This window comes from Flavobacterium alvei (genome assembly GCF_002920895.1).
Lineage (GTDB): Bacteria > Bacteroidota > Bacteroidia > Flavobacteriales > Flavobacteriaceae > Flavobacterium > Flavobacterium alvei.
In genome coordinates this window covers 1-23,235 of sequence record NZ_PQVG01000007.1, presented here as the reverse complement: position 1 = coordinate 23,235, position 23,235 = coordinate 1, and the positions used below count along the sequence as shown (strand labels likewise).

Below are 23,235 nucleotides of genomic sequence, written 5' to 3'. Positions count from 1 at the left end.
TTAGGATTCGCTTATTTAAAGAAACAAATAAAAATTGAGGAGCCAATTTGGCACCTCAAACCCAAATCAAAAATGATCACACTAAAAGGCGAAAACATTTACCTCCGAGCACTCGAACCCAATGATTTGGAGTTTGTGTATGCCATGGAAAACGACCAAAGTATTTGGGAAGTCAGCAATACGCAAACGCCTTACAGTCGGTTTTTGGTAAAGCAATATCTCGAAAATGCCCATCAAGATATTTATGAAGCCAAGCAATTGCGATTGGCCATTTGTCAGGATGAAGATTTTCCAGCACTAGGTCTAATCGATTTGTTTGATTTTGACCCAAAGAATAATAGAGCAGGAATAGGAATCGTAATTCAAGGAACAGAAAATCGAAGACAAAATATTGGTTCTGAAGCTTTGGAGTTGTTAATTCGATATGGATTTTATCATCTCAATCTACATCAATTTTATGCAAATATTAGCACCGAAAATGAAGCTAGTATAGCTCTTTTTACTAAATTTGGATTCCAAAAAATAGGCACAAAAAAAGATTGGACTTTGGTCAATGGCGTTTATAAAGACGAGGCTATTTTTCAATTAATCAATCATCAACTTTAAAAAATTTCAATTTTGAATTTAAAAAAAATCATAACGATAGCAACTCTAGTAGTAATAACAGGATTACTAATTTATGGCGGAATATTGGCTAATCAAATTTTTTCTAAAAACACCAAATTTTCTCAAACTGAAGTATATGTATTTGTGCCAACAGGTTCAACTTATGAAGAAGTCAAAAAAATAATAGAGCCTTTTGTTGATAATATGGATCGTTTTGAAATGGTAGCCAATAAAAGAAGCTATCCCGAAAATGTAAAATCAGGGCGCTTTTTATTCACAAAAGGAATGAATAGTTACCAATTGGTAAAAGCTCTGAGAAGCAATATTCCTGTGAAATTGGCTTTCAATAATCAAGAAAGATTAGAGGATTTTGCAGTAAGAGTGAGTTCGCAAATTGAGCCCGATAGTTTGATGTTGATGAATACCTTCAAGGATTCTCTTTTTTTGAAAGAAAATGGTTTTACCGAAGAGAATGTATTTGCTATGTTTATTCCTAATACATATGAGGTGTATTGGAATATTTCAGCTGTTAAATTCCGTGATAAAATGATCAAGGAATACCACAGCTTCTGGAATAAAGAGCGAATAGCAAAAGCATCCGCACAAGGGCTAACTCCTGTTGAAGCAACAATTTTAGCTTCAATTGTGCATAAAGAATCTGTCAAAAAAGACGAAAGACCTAGAATTGCAGGTGTTTATTTGAACCGTTTGAAAATTGGTATGCCACTTCAGGCTGATCCCACTGTGATTTATGCCATAAAAAAGAAAGACAATGATTTTGATCAAGTTATCAAAAGAGTTTTTTATAATGATTTGTTTTTAACCTCACCTTATAATACTTACAAAGTAATTGGACTTCCGCCAGGACCCATCGCTATGCCAGACGTTACTGCTCTTGATGCGGTTTTGGATCCCGAGAAACACAACTTTATTTATTTCTGTGCTAGTGTAGAACGTTTTGGGTATCACGAATTTGCTGCTACTTTGCCTGAGCATAATGTAAATGCTGCAAAATATGCCGATTGGATTAATAGTCAGGGTGTAAATAGGTAATTTTGATTTACAAAAAGACGATTTGTTTTTTGTTTGTTCTGGTGTTCCAAAGTGTTTTGGCGCAAAATTCATTCGATAATCTTTTCTAAAACCTTCCGATTCTTTGAACCAGAAAAGGCAAAATTCGGTATTCATTACCGAAGCCGTTTTGGCTTCTGGCGCTTTGATTGGCTTGAACCAACTTTGGTATGCCGATTATCCCCAATCCGATTTTCATTTTATAAATGACAATTCCGAGTGGTTGCAAATGGATAAATTGGGACATATGTATTCGTCTTATCACATTGGAAGATTTGGTGCAGAAGTTCTGAATTGGAGTGGTGCAAGCAAAAAGAATCAATTGATTTATGGAGCTAGTTTAGGTTTTGTATTCTTAACGGCAGTTGAGGTTATGGATGGTCATTCTGCTGAATGGGGAGCCTCGATAGGCGATGTTTTTGCCAATGCTACAGGAACAGCGTTGTATGTTTCGCAAGAACTGGTTTGGAACGAACAACGCATCATTCCAAAATTCTCTTTTCATACCACTCAATATGCTAATTATAGACCTGATTTATTAGGAAATTCACTCTCAGAACAAATCCTAAAAGATTACAACGGACAAACCTATTGGTTTTCGGTAAATTTATACTCTTTTGCCAAAAAATCGAAAATTCCAAAGTGGTTTAATATTGCTTTGGGTTATGGAGCCGAAGGAATGTTGGGTGAAAACGACACTAAAAACAATCTTATTTTAGCTACAAAACAAGAAAATTACCGACAATTTTACCTAAGTTTGGATTTAGATTTGACAAAAATTAACTCAAAATCACACTTTTTGAAGACTGTTTTTTCAGTTTTAAATACGGTCAAAATCCCTGCGCCTGCCCTTGAATACTCGCCTCAGCGAGGATTGAAATTTCACGCCTTGTATTTTTAGGTTTTTTTTAACTGCTTGATAATCAGCATAAATATTTTTTATTGTATATTTGCACCGTAGAAATTTCATAACGGGACAGCGTTTTGAAGAAAAACAATTTATGATAAACAAATGGTCTTTTTATACTAGTTTGACTTTAATTATTGCTTTTTTAAGCTCAGGTTTTAAGCCTTCCGATATAGATTCCAATCAATGGTTTCTAACGAATGAAACAGATGGAACTCACTACTTATTTCCATCACAAAAACAAACCGATTATTCGAATTTGAATGTTCCTTATACTGGAAAATTTTTTATCGGTTACAAAGAAGCGATTGCCTTCAAAGAATCTCAAGGAAAATATAAAAAAGTGAATACTTTAGGGTATATGGGAAAATACCAGTTCGGTAAGGAAACCTTAAAAACCATTGGAATTCACGATAGCAATCATTTTTTGAATAATCCTAGAATTCAAGAAAAAGCCTTTGTGGCACTTATAGCCAAAAACAAGTCAGAATTGAAAGATATTATCCAAAAATACGAGGGGCAAGTTGTCGCAGGGGTTCTCGTTACGGAATCGGGTATCTTGGCGGCTGCTCATCTTGGTGGAGTAGGTTCAGTTAAAAAGTTTTTTAAGTACGATGGAAAGCGTTATTTCAAAGATGCTTATGGAACTTCGATACGAAGTTATATGAGAGAATTTGGAGGTTATGAAACTTCAGGAATCGTTGCAGATAGTAAAGCAAGTGTGAAATTGTAATTTCAGTTTTGTGTAAAAAATAATAAAACCACCTTAGCGTGGTTTTTTTTTCGAGTAGTATTTTTACATTTTATGAATAATAAATATCGTAGGGCGATTGTGTAAATCAACCTGCGTTTTTTTCCATTCAGATGCTCGCATTGTTTTGATAAATTCAGTTGGCATAGTGATGTCTGTAGCAACACAAATATAAGTCGAAGGATTCAAAGCTTGAATGATATCCTCTAGCATTTTGTTGTTTCGATATGGAGTTTCAATAAAAATTTGGGACTGATTTTTGTCTTGAGATAATTTTTCCAGACTCTTTAAAGCCGATTTTTTCTCTCCTTTATCAATAGGAAGATAACCATTGAAAGCAAAACTTTGTCCGTTCATTCCAGAAGCCATAATCGCCAATAAAATAGAGGATGGACCAACTAGTGGTATGACTTGAATTCCTTTTTCGTGAGCCAATTTTACGATCACAGCGCCTGGATCGGCAACTCCTGGACAACCTGCTTCACTCATTAAACCCACATTTTTTCCCTCCATACAAGCCTGTAGCATTTTGGCGTGTTCGGATATTTCGGTGTGTTTGTTTAGAGCACTAAGTCTAAGTGAGGCTTGAACTTTTTGAGGTTGAATACTTTTGATGAATCTTCGAGCTGTTTTCTCGTTTTCTACTATATAATCATCTATGAAATCAATGCTTCTTTTTATGGTTTGTGGCAAAACATCATTCGGGTCGCCTTCTTCTCCTAAAGTAGTTGGAATTAAATATAGTTTTCCTAAAAAAAGGTTGGGTTTCATAAATTTGGTTTTTAGAAAAATCTGAAAAAAAATAGTTACGAGTGTTTTTCTAGGAGTTTCTGTGCGATAATTTCACAAGATTCATCTAGCATTTTATAAACTACTTCAAAACCATTGGCAACGCCATAATATGGATCGGGTACATCAACATTTTCATTGGGAAACAATTCATTTAAGATGAGTTGTACCTTGTTTTTTTGTTCTATGGTGGTGGCAAGTCTAATTACATCTTGATAGTTGGAATTATCCATCACATAAATATAGTCAAAAGCATCAAAATCTTTTTTAGAGAATTGTCGGCCTTTTTGATTTGAAATATCTATTCTGTATTTTTTTGCTACTGCAATAGAACGCTCATCAGGCTGTCGGCCAATGTGCCAAGAACCTGTTCCAGCTGAATCTATATGGAATTCTTTTTTGGGAAGTTTTGAAGCTAATATTCCTTCGGCCAAAGGAGACCTGCAAATATTACCTAAGCAAACCATTAAAATTTTGATGGGCATACAGCGTTTATAGCGTTAATTTTTTATTGATATCGTCAACAAATTTTTTGAATTGTTTGTCAGTGGCCACTAAATTGTCAACGGTTTTACAAGCGTGTAAAACGGTAGCATGATCGCGATCACCTATTTGGGAACCAATATTTGCTAATGATGCCTTGGTAAATTTCTTAGCGAAAAACATAGCTAATTGACGGGCTTGAACAATATGTCTTTTTCTAGTTTTAGATTGAAGTGTTTCTAAATCCAATTGAAAATAATCAGAAACAATTTTTTGAATGTAATCAATAGAAATTTCTCTTTTTACATTCTTGACGAATTTCTCGACAACATTTTTGGCTAGTTCAAGAGTTACTTCTTTTTTGTTGAAAGACGATTGAGCTATTAAGGAAATTATAGCACCTTCTAATTCTCTTACATTCGATTTGATATTTCGAGCTACATATTCTATGATTTCATCTGGAATTTCAACGCCATCACGATAAAGTATGTTTTTTAAGATTGAAATTCTGGTTTCATAATCGGGTTGATGCAATTCTGCCGACAATCCCCATTTGAAACGGGATAACAGTCGTTGTTCAATGTCTTGCATATCTACTGGCGCTTTATCCGAAGTTAGGATAACTTGTTTGCCATTTTGGTGCAAATAATTAAAAATATGGAAAAACACATCTTGAGTTCCTGATTTTCCAGATAGGAATTGAACATCGTCAATGATTAAAACATCTATTAATTGGTAGAAATGAATAAAATCATTTCGATTATTTTTCTTTACAGAATCAATATATTGTTGAGTGAAAATTTCGGCCGAAATATATAAGACCGTTTTTTCTGGGTATTTATCTTTAATTTCAACACCAATTGCGTGTGCTAAATGGGTTTTTCCTAAACCAACACCACCAAAAATCAATAATGGATTAAAGGATGTTCCGCCCGGTTTATTGGCCACAGCCATACCTGCTGAACGAGCTAATCTATTAGAATCACCTTCTAAAAAATTGTCAAAACTATAATTGGGATTCAGTTGTGATTCGATTTTTAAATTTCGAATACCTGGAATTACAAAAGGGTTTTTTAATTCTGGATTTAGATTTTTGTATGGGGCATCAACATCTTGTGGTTTCATGGGCACACGATTTGCACTAGGCAATTGTTCAGTAAACGGTTGTTTATTGCCATAAGTGTTTTCCATTTTGATTTTATAGAGTAACTTTGCATTTTTACCGAGTTCTTTGGTTAGTGCCACTTTTAATAATTTAACATAATGTTCTTCTAGCCATTCGTAAAAGAATTTACTTGGAACTTGAATGTATAATGCATTATCGGTAAGCTCAACTGACTTAATAGGTTCAAACCAAGTTTTAAAAGCTTGGTCTGCGATATTGTCTTTTATAAAAGATAGGCAGTTTTCCCATACTGATTGTGCAGTCTTATTCATAAATTTGGTTAAATTATTTCGTTTTGGTAATGATTTCTAATAAAAAATAAGGTTAAATTTATCTTTATTTTTGGGATAACAAATATGTGAATAAATTTAGCTAAAAAAAAATATTTTAGATGTAATTTTTACAAAATATTGTTGTATGGGTTTTTTTTAGGTTTAATTTTTTAACAGGTAATTTAATGGAATATCATCAAACTCAAATTCGTGTTCGTTATTCAGAAACCGATCAAATGCGTGTGGTTTATCACGGGAATTATGCTCAATATTTTGAGATAGGAAGAGTCGAATGGCTTAGAAACAAAGGGATTTCTTATAAATGGATGGAGGACAACGGAATTATGCTTCCGGTGGTTTCTTTGACTATGAATTACAAAAAATCAGCTCGTTATGACGAACTTTTAACTTTAAAAACTATACTAAAAAATAGGACAACTGTTAAGATTGAATTTGACTACGAACTCTATAATGAAAAGGAGGAGTTATTAACAACTGGTAACTCGATTTTGGTATTTGTTGATATGAAATCAGGAAAACCAATTAGTCCCCCACAAAATATTATAGACATTTTGAATAGAGTTTAGAAATTGGACTATTTTATTGCAAATTTGATAAAAAACAACTTTTTTTGAAGCTTTTATAGCTGTTTAATTTCCACTTCAAACATCAAATTAAAAATGTCGAAAATCATTTCGGCATTTTTTTTTCGGGTTATAATTTCTATTTCGCAGCTCATTTCCATTTTTTGGGAAACGATTTCTACATTTTTTTCCTTCACCACACGCATCACTTTGTTGATGTTTTTATAATCGAAAGCAATTAGGAAACGAACATCGATTGTTTTTTCGATTATTTTAGCAGATTCTAGGGTCATTTGAGCTGCTGTTCTATAGGCAGAAATTAATCCGCCAACGCCTAATTTTACACCACCAAAAATTCGGACAATTACAACCAAAATATTGGTTACTCCAAAAGACTGAATTTGTCCATAAATAGGCATTCCTGCAGTATTGCTAGGTTCTCCATCATCGTTGGCTCTGTAAATTACATTTTCTACGCCAATTTTATAAGCATAACAATAATGTACAGCATGAGGGTGTTGTTTGCGCAAGTCATCAATTAGGGGTTTTACTTCTTCTTCAAATTGAATGGGAAAGGCATAGCCAAAGAATTTACTGCTTTTTTCTTTGAAAAGAATCTCCGATGACGGAAATGCAATGGTTTTGTAAGTATCTTCCAAATGAAATTTAGGGATTGAAATTTATAGGTCTCAAAAATAGTTAAAACTATGTATTTTAGTGCATTTCGCTTTCAGCTTCTAAAAATGCTTTTTACCACAAATTGCACAAATTTTCACAGATTAATTTGTGGAAATTTGTGCAATTTGTGGTTGAAATAAAGTTTTCTAGCCTTGCAGACTTTTAGTCAGCCAAACCAAATCTATTGACTTTGAGTCTATAGTGGTTTATTTTGTCAAAGTGATAATTCTTTTTTAGAGAACAAATTTATAACATCTTCTTGACCTACTTGCAAATTCCATACCTGAATTCCAAGGGCAGTTGCTGCATCAGTATTTTCTTTTTTGTCATCAATAAATAAGGTACAAGCTGGAGTTAAATCGTGTTTTTTTAAGACATAATTAAAAATCTCGGCATCGGGTTTGCGCATTCCCATTTCGAACGAATAATATACTTTTTCGAAACATTGGTAAAAATCGCTGTAAAACGAAGCGCCATGTTCTCTCTCGAAAGTTTCGATATGAATGGAGTCGGTATTGCTCAATAAAAACAAGCGGTATTTAGTGGTGAGTTTTTGAAGGAATTCCAATCGACGCAACGGAAAATCTAGTAGAATGGCATTCCAAGCTGTTAGGATTTCATCGATAGAAGCGTTTGGGACGTGTTTTTGAATGCCAAGTAGGAAATTCTCTTCTGAGATTTGTCCTTTTTCAAATTGAAAATTTAGTTGGCTCAAATCTTCATTCCAAGCTGTCAAACCCAGTTTTTTCAGTCCATTGATAGAGGCTTCTTTATCTAAATTGATAAAAATATCGCCAAAATCAAAAATAATTGTGTTAATCATAATTTCTAGATATTAGAAGTATGTCGTTTTCGATGATTTGTTTCTCGGTGTTTTTTAAAGCTAAAATGGGTGCTTTAATTCCTGTTTCAAAATTTTGATTTCCTATAAATATTCGTGCTTCATCCCAAAGATTTTCGTCAATAAATGTTTGCAAAGTTTGAGAGCCTCCTTCGATAATCACGGATTGAATTTGGTGTTTATACAATACATTTAGTATTTGTTTTCCAATATTTTTCTTAAAATCGATTCCTTCAAAGATAATGTTTTCTGTATTAATTGGCTTTATGATATTCGAAAAAATGATGGTTTTTACTCGGTTATCAAAAATAGGACTGTTTTTTAGGATTCGATTATTAGCATCCAAAACAATTCTAATTGGGTTATTTCCTGTCCAATCTCTCGCGTCCAATTTCGGATTGTCTTCGATAACGGTGTTGGTTCCCACAAGAATTGCCTGTTCTTCAGTTCGCCATTTATGAACCCATTGGCGTGAAAATTCATTGGTGATCCAAACGGGTTTTTGTTCTATTTTGGTCAAAGGAGCGATAAATCCATCTTGAGTTTCGGCCCATTTCAAAATCACATAAGGTCTTTTCTTTTCGTGAAATGTAAAAAAGCGTTTATTCAATTCATAGCATTCGGCTTCAAGAATGCCAACAGTGACTTTTGCGCCAGTTTTGATTAATTTTTTAATTCCGGTTCCTGCCACTTTTATATTCGGGTCAACTGTACCGACAACTACATTTGGAATCTCATTTTGAATAATCAAATCGCAACAAGGTGGTGTTTTTCCAAAATGACTGCAAGGTTCTAAACTCACATAAATGGTCGATTTTTTGAGTAATGACTTATCTTTAACCGAATTTATAGCATTCACCTCGGCATGTGGTTCGCCCGATTTTTTGTGCCAGCCTTCGCCAATGATTTTGTCATTATATACAATCACGCTACCTACCATTGGATTAGGATAAGTAGTTCCCATACCATTTTTGGCCAATTCTATGCAGCGACGGATGTATTTTTCTTGAATTTTCACGGTTTCAAAAATAGTGAATTTTGAGTTTAGTCCCGAGACTTCGGGATTAGTTTTGAATCTTTACAAAATTACCATAAACAATAGCTATTTTTGCGTCATCAATCAGCAATTTTAAAAATGGTGAATTGGATTATCCGAAAAATAGAAAAGAAAGACAATCAGTCGGTTGCTCAGTTAATAAGAGCGGTTTTTGACGAATTGAATATTCCGAAAGTGGGAACTGCTTATGCTGACCCATATTTGGATTTGATGTTTGAGGAATATAGTAAGCCGAAATCTGCGTATTTTGTGGTTGAAAGTGAGGGTAAAATTGTGGGTGGAGCTGGAGTCGCACCACTCGAAAATGAAACCGAGGCAATCTGTGAATTGCAAAAAATGTATTTTCTACCTGAAACTCGTGGTTTGGGAATTGGTAGCCAAATGATGGAAATTTGCTTGCAAGCGGCCAAGGATTTTGGTTTCAAGAAATGTTATCTCGAAACGATGCCTTTTATGCACGATGCCCAAAAACTCTACAAAAAAGTAGGTTTTGAATTTATTTGTTCGCCAATGGGAAGCACAGGACACACTTCTTGTCCGGTATGGATGTTAAAGGAATTATGAATTATGAGTTATGAATTGAGCATATTAATTCATAGTATAGATAACCCAATAAAATGAAAATAAAAGAATACAGAGCTCAATTCATTCAAGAACTTTTGCCCATTTATGATGCTGGTGAAGCAGAAAGTTTTTTTTATTTGATTTTGGAAGAAAAACGAAATCTGAAAAGAATTGACCTAGCATTAAATCCTGAATTGACTTTTTCAAATGACGAAATCGAAGTTTGGAATTTAATTTTAAACCAATTAAAAAAGGAAATACCGATTCAATATTTATTAGGAAAAACCAGTTTTTATGGTTTGGAATTTGAGGTAAATCCTAATGTTTTAATTCCAAGACCAGAAACCGAAGAATTGGTCGAATGGATTATTCAAAGTCAAAAGTCGAAAGCCGAAAGTCAAAAGATTAAAATTTTGGATATAGGAACGGGGAGTGGTTGCATCGCCATTTCATTGGCAAAAAATCTTCCGAATGCCCAAGTTTTTGCGATTGATGTTTCGGAAAAAGCATTGGCCACAGCCCAAAAAAATACTAAAATCAATGAAGTGAATGTCACTTTTCTTTTGAAAAACATCCTTGAAACCGAAGATTTAGAACAACAATTTGATATTATAGTTTCGAATCCGCCCTATGTTCGGGAGTTAGAAAAACAAGAAATCAAGAAAAATGTTTTAGACAATGAACCGCATTTGGCATTATTTGTTGATGATAATGATGCCCTTATTTTTTATCGAAAAATAGCCGAATTGGCTCAAAAAAACCTATCCCCAAACGGACAATTATTCTTCGAAATCAATCAATATTTAGGAAAAGAAATGATTGATTTATTAGAAAAAATGGGTTTCAAAAACATCGAATTACGAAAAGATATTTATGGAAATGACAGAATGATTCGAGGTACGATTTAAGAATTACGATATTTGATATACGATGTAAAATTTTAGGTTTTATAATAAAAATGGATTCTCGAAATCAATTAAATATCGTAAATCGTTTATTTATTCATATCTCAACGCCTCAATCGGGTCTAGTTTAGAAGCTTTAACGGCAGGATATGAACCTGAAACTACTGCGACAATGAAACTGATGCCAAAGGCAACAATTATGGCATCCCAAGGAATTACAAAATCAAATTCCATTGCTAATGCGATAAGGTTTCCAATCGAAATACCTAGTAAAACTCCAACAAGACCACCTAATTGACCAATTAGCAACGTTTCTATGAAAAACTGGAAGGCAATAGTGCTTTTTTTGGCTCCCAATGCTTTACGAACACCAATTTCTCGTGTGCGTTCGGTAACCGAAACAATCATAATATTCATTAAAGCTATAGAGGAACCTAAAATGGTAATCAGTCCAATTACAAAGGCGGCAATTTTTAAATAACCTGTCATATCTTCAATTCTATGAATCAAATCATCACTTCTTGAAACAGCAAAATTATTGTCTTTTACGGGACTTAATTTTCGAACTTTCCTCATTGTAATTATTGCATTATCAACAGCTTGCTCTAATAATTCGTTTTTACTTACCATCGCACTCACGGTGTAATTTATATTAGGTGCGGTAAACAAGGAACGAGCCAGTTGAATAGGAATTAAAACTCTTAAATCCTGGCTGTTGCCAAAGGTAGAGCCTTTTTCTTTTAATACTCCAATCACTTTGAATTTGGCTCCACGAATTGAAATTATTTTATCTATAGGGTTGACATCTTTTAGCAATCCTTTTTCAAAATCAGATCCAACGATGCAAGAATAAGTGTTGTTTTGGATGTCAAATCCAGTAAAATTTCGGCCTGAACTGGTTTCTAAACCTGAGTTTGCCATAAAAAATTCATCTACACCTACAATTTTATTTTCGGGATCGGTTTTGTTGGATTCAAATTTTATCTCAGCAGTAGAAGTTGCTGTAAATGAAATAGAGGTTTCGGTCAAGGGAAATTTGTACTTGTTTTTGAAAGCCACTGCTTCAGGGTAAGAAATGATGGGATTTATAATCTCTCTTTCTTCGCCACCTCTTCTTCGGGATGTGTTTTCATATTGATTGATGTTGAAAGTATTAGCGCCCATCGAAGCAAAGTTGGAGGTCAATTTATTTTCTAAAGCAGCAATTACCGTCAAAATAACTACTAAAGCCATAATTCCAATAGCGATAATCAACACCGTTAGGATGGTACGCAACAATTGGGTTCGGATAGAACCAAAAGCAATTCGGACGTTTTCTCTAAATAATTTAAACATAGTGCTTATTTGACACGAAATTACAATTTTTGTTACAAGTTTGTTTTAGAAGATGGGATATTTATTTTAAAAACAAGATATTTGCAGTGAGAATTAATAATTGACAATTGTTAATTCTTAATTGATAATTCGTAATTCATTAAAATGGCATCAAAACCAAGCATTCCAAAAGGAACCAGAGATTTTTCACCAGCTGAGGTGGCAAAACGTCAATATATTATAGCAACTATAAAAAGTAATTTCGAGAAATTTGGATTTCAACCCATAGAAACACCCTCGTTCGAAAACTCCGAAACCCTGATGGGAAAATATGGGGAAGAAGGCGATCGATTGATTTTTAAGATTTTGAATTCTGGTGATTATTTGGCGAAAGCCGATGCTGCATTATTGCAAAATAAAGAAAGCAATAAACTGACTTCTAGTATTTCTGAGAAAGCACTTCGCTATGACTTAACCGTTCCGTTTGCAAGATATGTGGTGCAACACCAAAGCGAGATTGAGTTTCCATTCAAAAGATACCAAATTCAACCGGTTTGGCGTGCCGATCGTCCGCAGAAAGGGCGTTTCAGAGAGTTTTTTCAATGCGATGCCGATGTGGTGGGGTCGAAATCGTTGTGGCAAGAAGTAGAATTGGTGCAATTGTACGATTCCGTTTTTACGCAATTAGGTTTGGAAGGCGTGACGATTAAAATCAATAACCGAAAAATCCTTTCAGGAATTGCCGAAGTGATTGGTGCCAAAGATAAATTAATTGATTTTACGGTGGCTTTGGACAAACTCGACAAAATAGGTGAGGATGGTGTAAAAAAGGAAATGATCGAAAAAGGAATTGCGGAATCTGCAATCGAAAAAGTGCAACCGTTATTCAATTTCACAGGAACAATTTCTGAGAAAATCGAGAAACTTTCGGCTTTGTTGGTAGAATCTGAAGAAGGATTGAAAGGAGTAGAAGAGTTGCGATTTATTTGTGACAACGTGACTAACCTTGGTTTGAATAAAGCGGTTTTAGATTTAGATGTAACTTTAGCTCGTGGATTGAATTATTATACAGGAGCTATTTTTGAAGTAGCCGCACCAAAAACAGTTTCGATGGGTTCTATCGGCGGTGGCGGAAGATATGATGATTTGACCGGAATTTTTGGTTTGAAAGATATGAGTGGAGTTGGTATTTCTTTTGGTTTAGACCGAATTTATCTGGTTCTCGAAGAATTGAATTTGTTTCCAGAAACCGTGACTTCAACTTCGAAGGCATTGTTTATTAATTATGGTGAAAAAGAGGCTTTTTATTCAATGCAAGCCATCACACAATTGCGCAGTTTTGGAATAAAAGTAGAATTGTATCCCGATAAAGCCAAGGTGGGCAAACAGTTTCAACACGCTGATAAACGTGGAATTCCGTTTGCCGTTATCGTTGGAGAAACGGAGATGAGTGAAGGGAAGTTTGCCTTGAAGAATTTGGCAACTGGAGAACAAAATTTGCTTGATTTCGAGGGATTGAAAGAAGTTTTGAAATAATTTAGCTTTTGATTTTTGAATGAAGATTTGAAAATAGAATTACATAAAAAAAAGCCTCGAAATTTCGAGGCATTTTTTGTAAATATAAAAGCGGTTGTTATTTTTTTGAACAACAACTTTTAGTTGTTTTTTCGCATTTTGCTTTTTCTTCAGCGGTGCATTTTTTTGCAGTTGCTTCTTTTTTAGTAGAAGTTGCTGGTTTTGTTTGTTGTGCACTAATTGTAATAGTGAATAAAGCTATTGCTAATACGGTAAATAATTTTTTCATTTTAATATTGAATTAATTGTTATTAACTAAGTATAGTGTTCAAAATCAGTAGCAAATATAGTAAGAAAAAAGCATATAAAACCACTAAGCAAGTTAATGTTTCCTTAATAAATCGCATTTTTGATTTGGCTGATTTTTCCAAAATAATTAGATTAATTAATGATAATTTTTTTACTCAATTCTCCAGTTGTTGTTTTTAGTTTTGCTATGTAAATTCCTGAACTAATTGTGTTAATTGAAATTTGAATGTTTTGTTGGTCTTGGTTTTCAATTTTCCAATTAGCTATAGATTGACCGTTGATGCTATATAATGTGACTTTTTCAACTAAGTTTTCTATAGAATTATTAGTTATTTTAAGGGTGTTGCTGTTTTGAATATGTGCAATTTTAATGGTATCATCATTGGTTTTGTTTTCATCAAGGCTTAAAGTTTTTTCTGTAACCGAATTGTCTTTAAATCGCAATGCGAAACGAGTGTTGTAAGTTCCCGCAGGTAACTCTAGTTCATACAATTCATTTTTTATGGAATGATAAATGTTTGTTTCCTTATCATAAACAAAAACAGGTTGGTTAGCGTCAAAATTTTCTATAGCATCAAGACTAAAAGAAACTTTTCCGCTTGTTTCTAATCGAACACCAATAGGATAGGAGGCATTTTCATTAAAAGCGCCTTCGCCTTCAATAACGAGTTGATTATTGCCATTTAATAAATACATATCATTTGGAGATTCATCAATATTCAATGCATCATAACCAAAATCCATACCACTTGTAGCTTTTCCGTCGATGAATCCTAAAACTACTTGTCGATGGTATTTGTTCAAGAAATTATATCCTAAGCGAAGTTTCATTATGGTGTCTTTTGCTATTGGATCATTGTTATTGTTGTTAGTGACAGTGTTTTTGGTTTTATGGTTCGCAGAAGTTCTAAACAAGGTATTGGATCCTCCATTTCCAAATCCATCAGGAGTTTCATTTTCTTTGTGGAAACTTCTTTGGCTATTTTTGAAAGTTATAGTTCCTCCAGTTTCACTTCCGTTTACCAAAAAACCTTGTCCTACAGAAATATATTGTCCTGGAATTTTTGAACTAGAACCTATACCGCTAATTTCTGCAGGTGCAACTGGTGCAACTCCTGCTATTAAATTACGAACAGCATAGCCTCCTTGATAATCCTGTAAAATGTGGGTACTGTTAGTTGAAGAATGTTCCCAGAAATACAAAGTACCATCAGTTGATACTAAATTGTCATTAATAAATTCAGTAGCATCTAAGGCGGATGGATATGGATTACCGGTTAATAATAATCGGTCTATGCCAACTACATTAGTATTGATAAGCCCATTGTTAGGTTTTCCGACAAAGGTGTAGTTTTGGTTAGATGTACCTGCTCCACTACCTTTTAAAGTGAAACCAAGACCTACTTTTAAAGAACTTGTTTCGGTAATTTGAGTCCAATTTGCATAATCATTAATTAAATCATCAAATTTATATAACCAGTATCTAGACAAAGTAATTGGACTTGTAGCTGACCCATTGTAAGTTGAAACCCAAGTAATGTTCTGTGGAGTTGATGTAGTTCCATCTTTAAATACTCCATTTACAGTGTAATTTGTATTATTTGCAGAGGTATTTATTGGGCTTACTGGAGAACTCCAATAGTTGTAATTAAATTTATTTGACTGACCTTGTTGGTCTCTTTCGATAGAACCAGAGCTGGTTACATCTAAATCGCAATCTAATGTTTGAACCAATTGCGACATACCTTGTAAATCTATTTTTCCGTCTAATTTTAAGTAATTAGTTATTTCTATTTTCGTGTCATTTGATGCTGTTATGGTATTACTATTAACCATTAACCCTAAAACTGTTTTATTGCCAGTTGAGGAAACATTGTGTGATGTTTTTACGATATTCCAATCGATAGTTCCTTCAATAGGCGATGCACTATTAGGTATATCTTGTACCTGATAATTTAACCATGTAGCAGGTGTTGTCCAATTGCCATCGTTAGCAGTTTCATAAGGTAATGGAGCTGTTTGTGTATCTACAGTAGTTAAGTTTTTTAGAGCTGCAGTATAATTATTTGACGAAATGTCTTTAGCATTAGTAAATGTATAAGTTGACATTGGATAATAGGCACTAAGATTTACCCAAGGAATACTTTTTATATCATTGAGGGTTATTGAATTTGGAATAGATGTTCCGCCTGTTAGAGTTGCATCTCTACTGATTTCTTGATTCATAACATAGCGCAATTGTTTGTCTGTAAGAGCAACATCCCAAACACGAACCTCATCGATGTTTCCGTTGAAAAAAGAAGTTGGAGTTGTGCCATCGGCTGCTGCAATCAAGAAAGATTGAGTATTAGTAAGGACATTTGACATTGTTTTTGAAACATCAAGAACGCCATCAATATATAGTTTGGCTGTTATTCCATCATAAGAAACAGCAATATTGTGCCAAATTCCAGATGGAATTACAACTGATGAGGTAATAGTTTGTTTGGTACCATTCATCCAACTCATCTCTGCTTTTCCAGCACTGTTAATGCTCAAATCATATCCAGTAGTAAAAGTATTATTTCTTTTAGAAAGGATAGTTTGATTCGTACTGTTTCTTTTTATCCAAGAAGAGACGGTGAAAGACGTGTTTAAGTTTAATACTTTGCCAGCATCGAGGTAGTCATTTACACCATCAAATGCTATTGAACGAACAAATGTTTTTTCGGGAGCAAAACCAAAAGTAATGTACTTTGTACCATCAAAATCATAAGATGTTTCAAGGTTAGTGCCATTTACGGTCATAATTCTATATTCAGCTGTAGGGTCAAAATTGGTAGTACTCGAAATAAACATTAAATAATCGCCAGGAGGAGGAGGTAATAAAGAAAGCATACTTAATGGGATTGATATCTTAGTTGGCCCTACATTTCCACCTGTTTCCACTACTTTCCAAGTTCTGCCTAATGAAATGAAACTTACTTCGCTGGTCAAAGAGGGAGTTATCCCTGAACTCATGTTGACTATTACAGCAGGTTGAGCGGCCAATGTTCCGTGATTATTACCCCATACAAGGAAATGTTTGTTACCACAAGTATTGGAGTTTAAATTGTTAGTAGTAGCAATGTCAGACAAGCCAATTGTAATGTCATCGATTGTGTTTACAGTTTTGGATTGTTTTTGGTATAATTGAGAATCATCGTCTCTCCCGATACCAGTAATGTCGTAATTATGTCCTGTATTTGTATTTGTATCCCAAATGATGTTTCCAGCAGAATCAATGTAGTTTACATCATTTAGTCTAGTAACGTCACTTACTCCAGATTGATTGTCGCTTGTTGTTGCATGTAGCGTTATTCCGTATTTTATACCTAAATAACTTTGTATTTTTTGTTGGTTTAGCGCACTGTTTGGAGAAGTATAAACAACCACTTCTGAAAGTCTTCCGTTTAAGGCAGATAATGCTCTACCGCTAATTCCACTACGTCCTGTTCCTAGATAGAAAGGTAAATTTTTATATTCATAAAAGTTTAATAAGCTACCAGTTCCAGTATCTCCAGTTCTACCATCAAGATTGTCTATTTTTATTCCGTTTTTATAAATTTCAGTAGAAGTACCACTTACATTGGTTTTTACATTGATAATAAGTGGTTCGTTATAAGTGACAGTTGTAGATGAAAATGATTTTCCATAAGAGTCAACCCCGGGTGCAGGAGAACCCGATCCAGGAGCATAAGCTCCAACGTTATGTGCTATAACCTCGGGACTACTATATCGAGCTGTTGTATTTCCAAGTCCCAATCCTGTTGGATCTTCGTGAAAGCTTTGTTCGTCACTTTTACCTCCCAAAGGAACTTGTCTTGTATTAGTTGTCATTGTGTTTTGTACGACATCTTCAGGGTATACTACTACAAAGTAATCTTGAGAGTATAATCCTCCTTTACCGTTCATATAATCTTTGTTGGCTCCATTAAAATCTACTACTGGATTAAAGTTTAAGTTTCTTGTAGCGTTGTCACGATAGGTTGGTGCATCTGTGGCTAATGCTTTTACACTTTCCTTATTTATTAAATCAGCTCTTGTAGTATCGAATGCTTGATCTTCCCATTCGGTTAATGGTGTTCCATCTGTAGCGGATATTCCAGCATTGCTTTTGAACCATAGACTTAAATTTTGGTTGATATTTGCTGGAGCAATAGGAGAGTCTGCTAATGCTACTATAGCACTTCCTTCTACAGCAACATTATCAAAAGCTACTCCGTTGTCTGTTGTATTGCTATCTGATCTAAATTCAACTTTAAAACGCACATTCGATTGATTTCTAAAAGTGGCATCGGCCAATTGAGTCGTAGCTCTTATAAACCTATTAGGACCTACTCCAATTGGAGTAAATGCTAGGGCAGCAGTAGCATTGTTATCACTCCATCCATTACTTCCTAATGCATTTACAGATGTAGAATTATACCAGTTTATGCCACTTCCACTGGCACCTAATTGAACGAATGCACCATTGTTTATAGAATACAAAATGCGCATTCCGTCTCTATTTGATTCAGTGTCATAACGTACATCTATATTGAAAAGCATATCCTCATAACCTGTAAAATCATAAGCAGGACTGGTTATTTCTATAACTGCATTGTTTGCATAATCATTAAAATTGTTTGTTCTCCAAAACGAATTTTCACCAATTTCGGCTACACTAGGAAATGAATCAGTTCGTAGCCAAGATCCATTGGTGTTAGTGGTATTTGTCCATCCTCCATCTGTAGCATCAAAATCTTCATAGAACAAGGTGTAATCTCTGTGGAAATTTGCATCTAAATAAGTTACGGTAATGTCTGCTGTAGTTGTTCCGCAAGTATTCGTCACCGTCCATCTGAAAACATAAGTTCCTACTGATGATACTGTTGCTGTTGATGAACCACTAGAAGCATTACTAAATGAGAATGTACCAGAAGGTCCAGAAATTTTAGTCCAAGTTCCTGATGATGGACTTCCACCTAATGCTGGAGAAGTTAATGAACCATTAACAGTTATAGCAGAACTTGCTACCGTTGCAAATACACCTACTACTACAGTTTGTGTTTTAGAAGCTGTAGCTATACCACAACTACCGCCAGCAGTAGTCAATGTTAATGTAGCTGTACCTGTGTATGCTATAGGAGGAGTCCAAGTGGTTGTGTTTGGTGTACTTCCTGTATTGTTTGTAAATGTTCCGCCAACGCCTCCGTCAGACCAAATTGCACTTGTGGCGCTACCTCCAAAAGAGCCACCTAATGCTATGGTGGTTTGACCTTGGCAGATGTTTGCTAATGGACTTCCAGCGCTGGCAGTTGGGGAGGTTGTAACTGCTATAGTACTTGCAGTACCGTTTCCACAGCTGTTAGATGGGGTAGCAGTAATGTTCCCAGATGTACTACTTGTAGTAACGGTTATTGAGTTTGTTGTTCCTCCAGCAGTTTGTACCCAACCGGCAGGGAAACTCCAAGAATAAGTTACTCCAGCTACTGCAGTTACACTATAGTTTTGTGATGTACCAGAACAGGCAGTTAGATTTCCTGTTATAGCACTTGGTTGTGCAGGAACAGAAGTTAGTGTAACACTAGCTGTATTGTTAGCTCCAATTGCATTACTACAATTATCTGGCGATACACCACTCGAAAGATTGGTAATTTGTATGTTGGTTAAACCAGTGTTTGACAAAGTTCCAGTTGTGAAAACTCCAGTTCCAGCAGTGGTTACACTCATAGAAGCAGTAGCTCCTGTAGCTGTATTTGCTCCAGTAAGGTTATAAGTTACTGTGTAGTTACCAGTTGGTAATCCAGCTCCTCCAGTAAGGGTAACCGAAGCTCCATTTCCAGTACATAGCGGACTAGCTATGGCTGTACTGGTAAGGCTGTAAGTAAAATTACTCCAAGTAAGGATTACTCGGCCATTTGCACCGCTACCACCTGTTGGGCTTCCGCTTGTTCTCAAAGCACCACCACCACCACCACCAGGAACAATTCCTGCCGAGCCATTTCCGTTACTAGCTGATCTACCATTACCTCCGTTACCTCCACCTGCTGGAGCGATTCCACCTGTGAATGTAACTCCTGTAAGACCCGCTAATCCTGTGCCTGCAGAAGACCCGCCACCACCACCATATGTGCCAGCAACTCCACTAACTCCTGTTCCTCCATTGAATTTTGTTGTTCCAATACTCGCAGAAGCTAAACCACCTGTTGCTCCTGTAGTGGCGTTGTCAGCTACAGATTGTCCTCCTTTTGCAAGAACAGTTCCTGTTGTCGAAAACCAAGAATCATTTCCAGCTGCCGTTGTTGTAGCTCCAGTACCAACTGTAACAGTATATGGTGCGTTAAGTGCATTTACTGTTACTGCTGATGAAGCATAAGCACCACCACCACCACCACCATATCCGTTAGTTCCGGAAGTTCTTGAACCTCCTTTTCCACCACCACCCCATGCTTGAACGGTTACAGAAGTAACACCTGCAGGAACAGTGAAAGTACCCGAAGAAGAATAAGTTTTAGGAGATTGTCCATATCCTAAATAGGTTGTTAATAGTAAACCTAGTGTGAGGAATGTTTTTGTAAAAAGAGTATTTTTTTTCATGACTTTAAGGTAAAAAGGATGAATAGCTAATTTTAATATTTTTATATTATTCTAAAAAAGAACATTTTCTATTTCAATTTAATCTCAAATAAACCAAGTAAATCTAATTTTGGTTTGATTGAGTCATCAAATGTAGGAAAGTAAAATAGAATAAAATAATTTTTTACCGATTAAATGCACTATTTATCGATGAAATGCACAATATTAAATAAATAAGTAGGAAATTTAATATAATTATTTATTTGTAAGTGGTTGTCATCAGCAATATCAAAATTTTCAACATGAAAAAAATAGCTCCTTAACTTATGTAAGGAGTAATTTTGAACCCTAGGATGGTGATTTGGAAACTGTTTTAAGAATTGGTTTGTCAAGAACCAGATTCCTAATATTAATTTAGAATTTTAAAATCAATAGGTGGAATTAGTTTTAGAGTATTAAAAAAGTGCCGTAATCTTAAAATTAATTCTAAGAGGCAGAAAGGTTTTATTTATTTTTTTTAGCAAAAGCTTTTCGATAAGAATTTTACTGATTTTATGGTTTTAATAATTTAATTTCACGGATTCTGAAAATCCGTGAAATTAAATAAATGCTTATTCGTGTAAATTTGTAACCGAGCGTTAGAGAACATGCAAACCAAATTCGTGTCTTTTTTTTAAGCGTTAATGCTCATTAATTTATTTTGTTTTTAAATCCATTTTTTCGTTTTGCAAGCTTTTTAATTTCCAAAAGACAAGAATTAAACCAATTAAGGCTAAAACCCAGATGTAATCATTTATTGGAGCAGGAGCATCGGTGCTTTCTAGATTGCCTGTTTCATCGGTAGCTCCAGGCTGGGCAAAAAGCATTAGGGTTGAGCATAAATAAAAGAACGTCAAGTAATATTTAGTATATTGATTTTTCATGTTTGGGATTTTGAGGTTTAATTGATTTTTCATCTAAAGCGATTAATTAATTACTTTCTTTTTTACGATTGTTTGATCTTCGGATGTGATTTGTACAATTAAAACTTGATTAGCAAATTTTGAACTATCGAAGCTCGTTTCGTTTGCGTTTACTTTGTTTTTTTCGAGTAGCAATCTTCCTCTAATGTCATAAATTTTGACATTATCGATAGCTTTAGTACTAGATTTGATGTGCGTTTTGTCATTACTTTTGAAAACTATGATGCTGTTTTCATCAAAAGCAGGATTGCTGATTCCCAAGGTTTTTTGGTATTTCAAAGAAAAACGGGTATTTGTCGCTCCAGCTGCTGCAGTAAAAGCATAGGCTTGATTTTTCAAATTAGTTTCTGTTCCGTTGCTATTGTCTTTTAGGATAATGTCTTGATTTTCGGAAAATAGACCATCAACATGGTCAATTGCAATAGAATAATTTCCTGCATTTTGTGCTTTGAAACTTAAAGGCACTTCGTCAGTAGTATCAAAAGGTAAGGCACGCCCTTGAACTGCATATTCTTCGCTTCCAATTAGAGAGTTTAATGCCGTTTGACTATCGTTGATGTAAGCTCCATCTATAGTAGGATCAATTTCCATAGTAGCACCAGTCATATAAGCCAATAACATTTGGTTTACAGGAATTGCATCATTATAAAGATTCAACCAGATTCTGTTTTTTTCGACTACTTTGGTTTTGAAAAACTGATTTTGGTTATTGGCTATTCGCATTGTATTATTAAAATTCAATGTCGTTGAAGTAGCTTTAACAAGAAACCCTTGTCCGATAGAGATGTAATCGGTATTTGGATAGATGTGACTATTCACTAATGAGCATCCTGCTGTAGTACAAGTAGAGTAGGACGTTAGATTTGCCGCATCATTTCTTTTTCTCCAGAAATACAAAGTCCCATTGATATTACCCATGTTGCCACTAATGAAATTGTCTATAATCAAATTAGAAGGGTATGGATTTCCTACAGCATTAAAACCTGTTCCTGCCAAGGACATTGTATAAGTGAAGGTTCCATTATTAGGAACACCTGCGAAAGTCCCTGCCCAAGAAGCTGCCGAACCTGCGCCATAATCTACCCAAGTGTTAGGCATACGAATTAAATAGCCTTTGGCTAAATTAAAGGTATTTGTGTTAGCTATGGTATTGTATAGATTGGTAGTTGTATTGTATTCGTAAAAGCGGTTTGTAGATGTTAAAGGTGAAAACTGCCCTAAGGTTTGGCTTCCAGTAACAGGTGATGACCACAAAGTATAATCTAAACGGAATAAGGCCGAACTATTTCTTTTAATGATAATATTTCCTGAATTGGCTGCATTGGTAGTTTGAATCAAATTGGCATTATTTTCTAAAGTAAAACTGCCCGAACTTACTGTTAGCGCGCCACCTAAAGTGACATTAAAACCAGAAGGAATTGAAACTACAGCGTTGTTGTTGACAGTTAATGTACAGGCGTTTAGGTTTCCAGTTGCTGTATAATTTCCTGATATGATTGCTGCAGTAGCACTTGTTGGTGCGCTATTAGACCAAGTTGTACCATTCCAGGTTGTACTATCAATAATCACATTTTGATTTACATTTATGGATTGACCATTTCCGTCATTGAAGTTCCAAGTAATTACAGTTGTTCCAGCATTAGTGATTGGGAAAACGGTTAAGGTTGTGCCTGTAATAGTTCCTGCACAAGCATCGGTAGTTGTTGGAGCAGTGGGTGTTACAGCGCATTGCCCAGTTATGTTGGCTAAAACTGGAGTGACTGGCGCTACGGTATCATCAATAATCACATTTTGATCAGCAGTTACAATTTGACCATTTCCATCATTGAAAGACCAAGTTACTATTGTTGTTCCTTGTGTGGTTATAGGGAACGGAGTTGATG

The 23,235-nt window shown here is 34.9% G+C and carries 19 protein-coding genes; 8 read left to right on the top strand and 11 right to left on the bottom strand.

Annotated elements, in window-relative coordinates; translation table 11 throughout:
- Positions 1-72 precede the first annotated feature (72 nt).
- From C3L50_RS12440 to C3L50_RS12425, 4 genes are all read left to right on the top strand, one after another.
- Complete coding sequence (locus C3L50_RS12440) at positions 73-606, top strand: GNAT family N-acetyltransferase (protein ID WP_103806511.1); 534 nt, start codon at positions 73-75, stop codon at positions 604-606.
- Between the two features lie 12 nt (positions 607-618).
- Entirely contained in the window at positions 619-1,659 is a 1,041-nt protein-coding gene (gene mltG, locus C3L50_RS12435) for an endolytic transglycosylase MltG (protein WP_103806510.1), read from the top strand.
- A 103-nt stretch (positions 1,660-1,762) separates the two neighbouring features.
- The gene (locus C3L50_RS12430; RefSeq protein ID WP_103806509.1) at positions 1,763-2,578 is read left to right on the top strand and encodes a DUF2279 domain-containing protein; all 816 of its coding nucleotides are present in this window, start codon (positions 1,763-1,765) and stop codon (positions 2,576-2,578) included.
- Between the two features lie 100 nt (positions 2,579-2,678).
- Complete coding sequence (locus C3L50_RS12425) at positions 2,679-3,317, top strand: peptidoglycan-binding protein LysM (RefSeq protein ID WP_103806508.1); 639 nt, start codon at positions 2,679-2,681, stop codon at positions 3,315-3,317.
- A gap of 63 nt (positions 3,318-3,380) precedes the next feature.
- Here C3L50_RS12425 and C3L50_RS12420 read toward each other — a convergent pair whose 3' ends face one another.
- Genes C3L50_RS12420 through dnaA form a run of 3 tightly spaced genes read right to left on the bottom strand, consistent with a single transcriptional unit; the run spans position 3,381 to position 6,044 of the window.
- The gene (locus C3L50_RS12420; protein ID WP_103806507.1) at positions 3,381-4,106 is read right to left on the bottom strand and encodes an SAM-dependent methyltransferase; all 726 of its coding nucleotides are present in this window, start codon (positions 4,104-4,106) and stop codon (positions 3,381-3,383) included.
- A 35-nt stretch (positions 4,107-4,141) separates the two neighbouring features.
- Positions 4,142-4,609, bottom strand: coding sequence for a low molecular weight protein-tyrosine-phosphatase (locus tag C3L50_RS12415; RefSeq protein WP_103806506.1), 468 nt, complete (start codon positions 4,607-4,609; stop codon positions 4,142-4,144).
- 7 nt (positions 4,610-4,616) lie between these two features.
- Positions 4,617-6,044 carry a chromosomal replication initiator protein DnaA gene (gene dnaA, locus C3L50_RS12410; RefSeq protein ID WP_103806505.1) on the bottom strand — a complete coding sequence of 476 codons (1,428 nt, stop codon included), beginning with the start codon at positions 6,042-6,044 and terminating at the stop codon, positions 4,617-4,619.
- 185 nt (positions 6,045-6,229) lie between these two features.
- Between dnaA and C3L50_RS12405 the strand changes: the two genes are divergently transcribed.
- The gene (locus C3L50_RS12405; protein ID WP_103806504.1) at positions 6,230-6,631 is read left to right on the top strand and encodes an acyl-CoA thioesterase; all 402 of its coding nucleotides are present in this window, start codon (positions 6,230-6,232) and stop codon (positions 6,629-6,631) included.
- 53 nt (positions 6,632-6,684) lie between these two features.
- Here C3L50_RS12405 and C3L50_RS12400 read toward each other — a convergent pair whose 3' ends face one another.
- The 3 genes from C3L50_RS12400 to ribD all read right to left on the bottom strand — a co-directional run bounded on the left by C3L50_RS12400 (position 6,685) and on the right by ribD (position 9,165).
- The gene (locus C3L50_RS12400; protein ID WP_103806503.1) at positions 6,685-7,287 is read right to left on the bottom strand and encodes an IMPACT family protein; all 603 of its coding nucleotides are present in this window, start codon (positions 7,285-7,287) and stop codon (positions 6,685-6,687) included.
- A gap of 233 nt (positions 7,288-7,520) precedes the next feature.
- The gene (locus C3L50_RS12395; protein ID WP_103806502.1) at positions 7,521-8,129 is read right to left on the bottom strand and encodes an HAD family hydrolase; all 609 of its coding nucleotides are present in this window, start codon (positions 8,127-8,129) and stop codon (positions 7,521-7,523) included.
- A complete protein-coding gene (ribD, locus tag C3L50_RS12390) occupies positions 8,122-9,165 on the bottom strand; it encodes a bifunctional diaminohydroxyphosphoribosylaminopyrimidine deaminase/5-amino-6-(5-phosphoribosylamino)uracil reductase RibD (RefSeq protein WP_103806501.1) in 1,044 nt (347 codons plus the stop codon). Before ribD ends, C3L50_RS12395 begins: the two co-directional genes overlap by 8 nt.
- 117 nt (positions 9,166-9,282) lie before the next feature.
- On the opposite strand from ribD, the gene C3L50_RS12385 reads away from it, so the two are divergent.
- Together C3L50_RS12385 and prmC are read left to right on the top strand one after the other, a co-directional pair.
- Positions 9,283-9,768 (top strand): GNAT family N-acetyltransferase, encoded by a 486-nt coding sequence (locus tag C3L50_RS12385; protein WP_103806500.1) that lies wholly within the window; start codon positions 9,283-9,285, stop codon positions 9,766-9,768.
- A 53-nt stretch (positions 9,769-9,821) separates the two neighbouring features.
- A complete protein-coding gene (prmC, locus tag C3L50_RS12380) occupies positions 9,822-10,676 on the top strand; it encodes a peptide chain release factor N(5)-glutamine methyltransferase (RefSeq protein ID WP_103806499.1) in 855 nt (284 codons plus the stop codon).
- Positions 10,677-10,766: 90 nt separating this feature from the next.
- On the opposite strand, the gene C3L50_RS12375 is transcribed toward prmC, so the two are convergent.
- Positions 10,767-12,008: an ABC transporter permease gene (locus C3L50_RS12375; protein ID WP_103806498.1), complete on the bottom strand. Its 1,242-nt coding sequence runs from the start codon at positions 12,006-12,008 to the stop codon at positions 10,767-10,769.
- 144 nt (positions 12,009-12,152) lie between these two features.
- Here C3L50_RS12375 and hisS point away from each other — a divergent pair, with 144 nt between their 5' ends.
- Positions 12,153-13,523, top strand: coding sequence for a histidine--tRNA ligase (gene hisS / locus C3L50_RS12370; protein WP_103806497.1), 1,371 nt, complete (start codon positions 12,153-12,155; stop codon positions 13,521-13,523).
- 97 nt (positions 13,524-13,620) lie between these two features.
- On the opposite strand, the gene C3L50_RS16355 is transcribed toward hisS, so the two are convergent.
- The 4 genes from C3L50_RS16355 to C3L50_RS12360 all read right to left on the bottom strand — a co-directional run.
- Positions 13,621-13,791 (bottom strand): hypothetical protein, encoded by a 171-nt coding sequence (locus tag C3L50_RS16355; RefSeq protein ID WP_165784011.1) that lies wholly within the window; start codon positions 13,789-13,791, stop codon positions 13,621-13,623.
- A 152-nt stretch (positions 13,792-13,943) separates the two neighbouring features.
- Positions 13,944-20,411: a LamG-like jellyroll fold domain-containing protein gene (locus C3L50_RS12365; protein WP_103806496.1), complete on the bottom strand. Its 6,468-nt coding sequence runs from the start codon at positions 20,409-20,411 to the stop codon at positions 13,944-13,946.
- Positions 20,412-21,085: 674 nt separating this feature from the next.
- Entirely contained in the window at positions 21,086-21,313 is a 228-nt protein-coding gene (locus tag C3L50_RS16225) for a hypothetical protein (RefSeq protein WP_133158882.1), read from the bottom strand.
- 42 nt (positions 21,314-21,355) lie between these two features.
- The coding region (locus C3L50_RS12360; RefSeq protein ID WP_133158881.1) for a T9SS sorting signal type C domain-containing protein at positions 21,356-23,235 on the bottom strand (1,880 nt) is incomplete at its 5' end.

Bases quoted from the DNA above. Each gene is read 5' to 3' on its own strand.
- C3L50_RS12440 (WP_103806511.1), top strand. From the start codon at position 73: ATGATCACACTAAAAGGCGAAAACATTTACCTCCGAGCACTCGAACCC.
- C3L50_RS12425 (WP_103806508.1), top strand. From the start codon at position 2,679: ATGATAAACAAATGGTCTTTTTATACTAGTTTGACTTTAATTATTGCT.
- C3L50_RS12420 (WP_103806507.1), bottom strand. From the start codon at position 4,106: ATGAAACCCAACCTTTTTTTAGGAAAACTATATTTAATTCCAACTACT.
- C3L50_RS12415 (WP_103806506.1), bottom strand. From the start codon at position 4,609: ATGCCCATCAAAATTTTAATGGTTTGCTTAGGTAATATTTGCAGGTCT.
- dnaA (WP_103806505.1), bottom strand. From the start codon at position 6,044: ATGAATAAGACTGCACAATCAGTATGGGAAAACTGCCTATCTTTTATA.
- C3L50_RS12405 (WP_103806504.1), top strand. From the start codon at position 6,230: ATGGAATATCATCAAACTCAAATTCGTGTTCGTTATTCAGAAACCGAT.
- C3L50_RS12395 (WP_103806502.1), bottom strand. From the start codon at position 8,129: ATGATTAACACAATTATTTTTGATTTTGGCGATATTTTTATCAATTTA.
- C3L50_RS12385 (WP_103806500.1), top strand. From the start codon at position 9,283: ATGGTGAATTGGATTATCCGAAAAATAGAAAAGAAAGACAATCAGTCG.
- prmC (WP_103806499.1), top strand. From the start codon at position 9,822: ATGAAAATAAAAGAATACAGAGCTCAATTCATTCAAGAACTTTTGCCC.
- C3L50_RS12375 (WP_103806498.1), bottom strand. From the start codon at position 12,008: ATGTTTAAATTATTTAGAGAAAACGTCCGAATTGCTTTTGGTTCTATC.
- hisS (WP_103806497.1), top strand. From the start codon at position 12,153: ATGGCATCAAAACCAAGCATTCCAAAAGGAACCAGAGATTTTTCACCA.
- C3L50_RS16355 (WP_165784011.1), bottom strand. From the start codon at position 13,791: ATGAAAAAATTATTTACCGTATTAGCAATAGCTTTATTCACTATTACA.
- C3L50_RS12365 (WP_103806496.1), bottom strand. From the start codon at position 20,411: ATGAAAAAAAATACTCTTTTTACAAAAACATTCCTCACACTAGGTTTA.
- C3L50_RS16225 (WP_133158882.1), bottom strand. From the start codon at position 21,313: ATGAAAAATCAATATACTAAATATTACTTGACGTTCTTTTATTTATGC.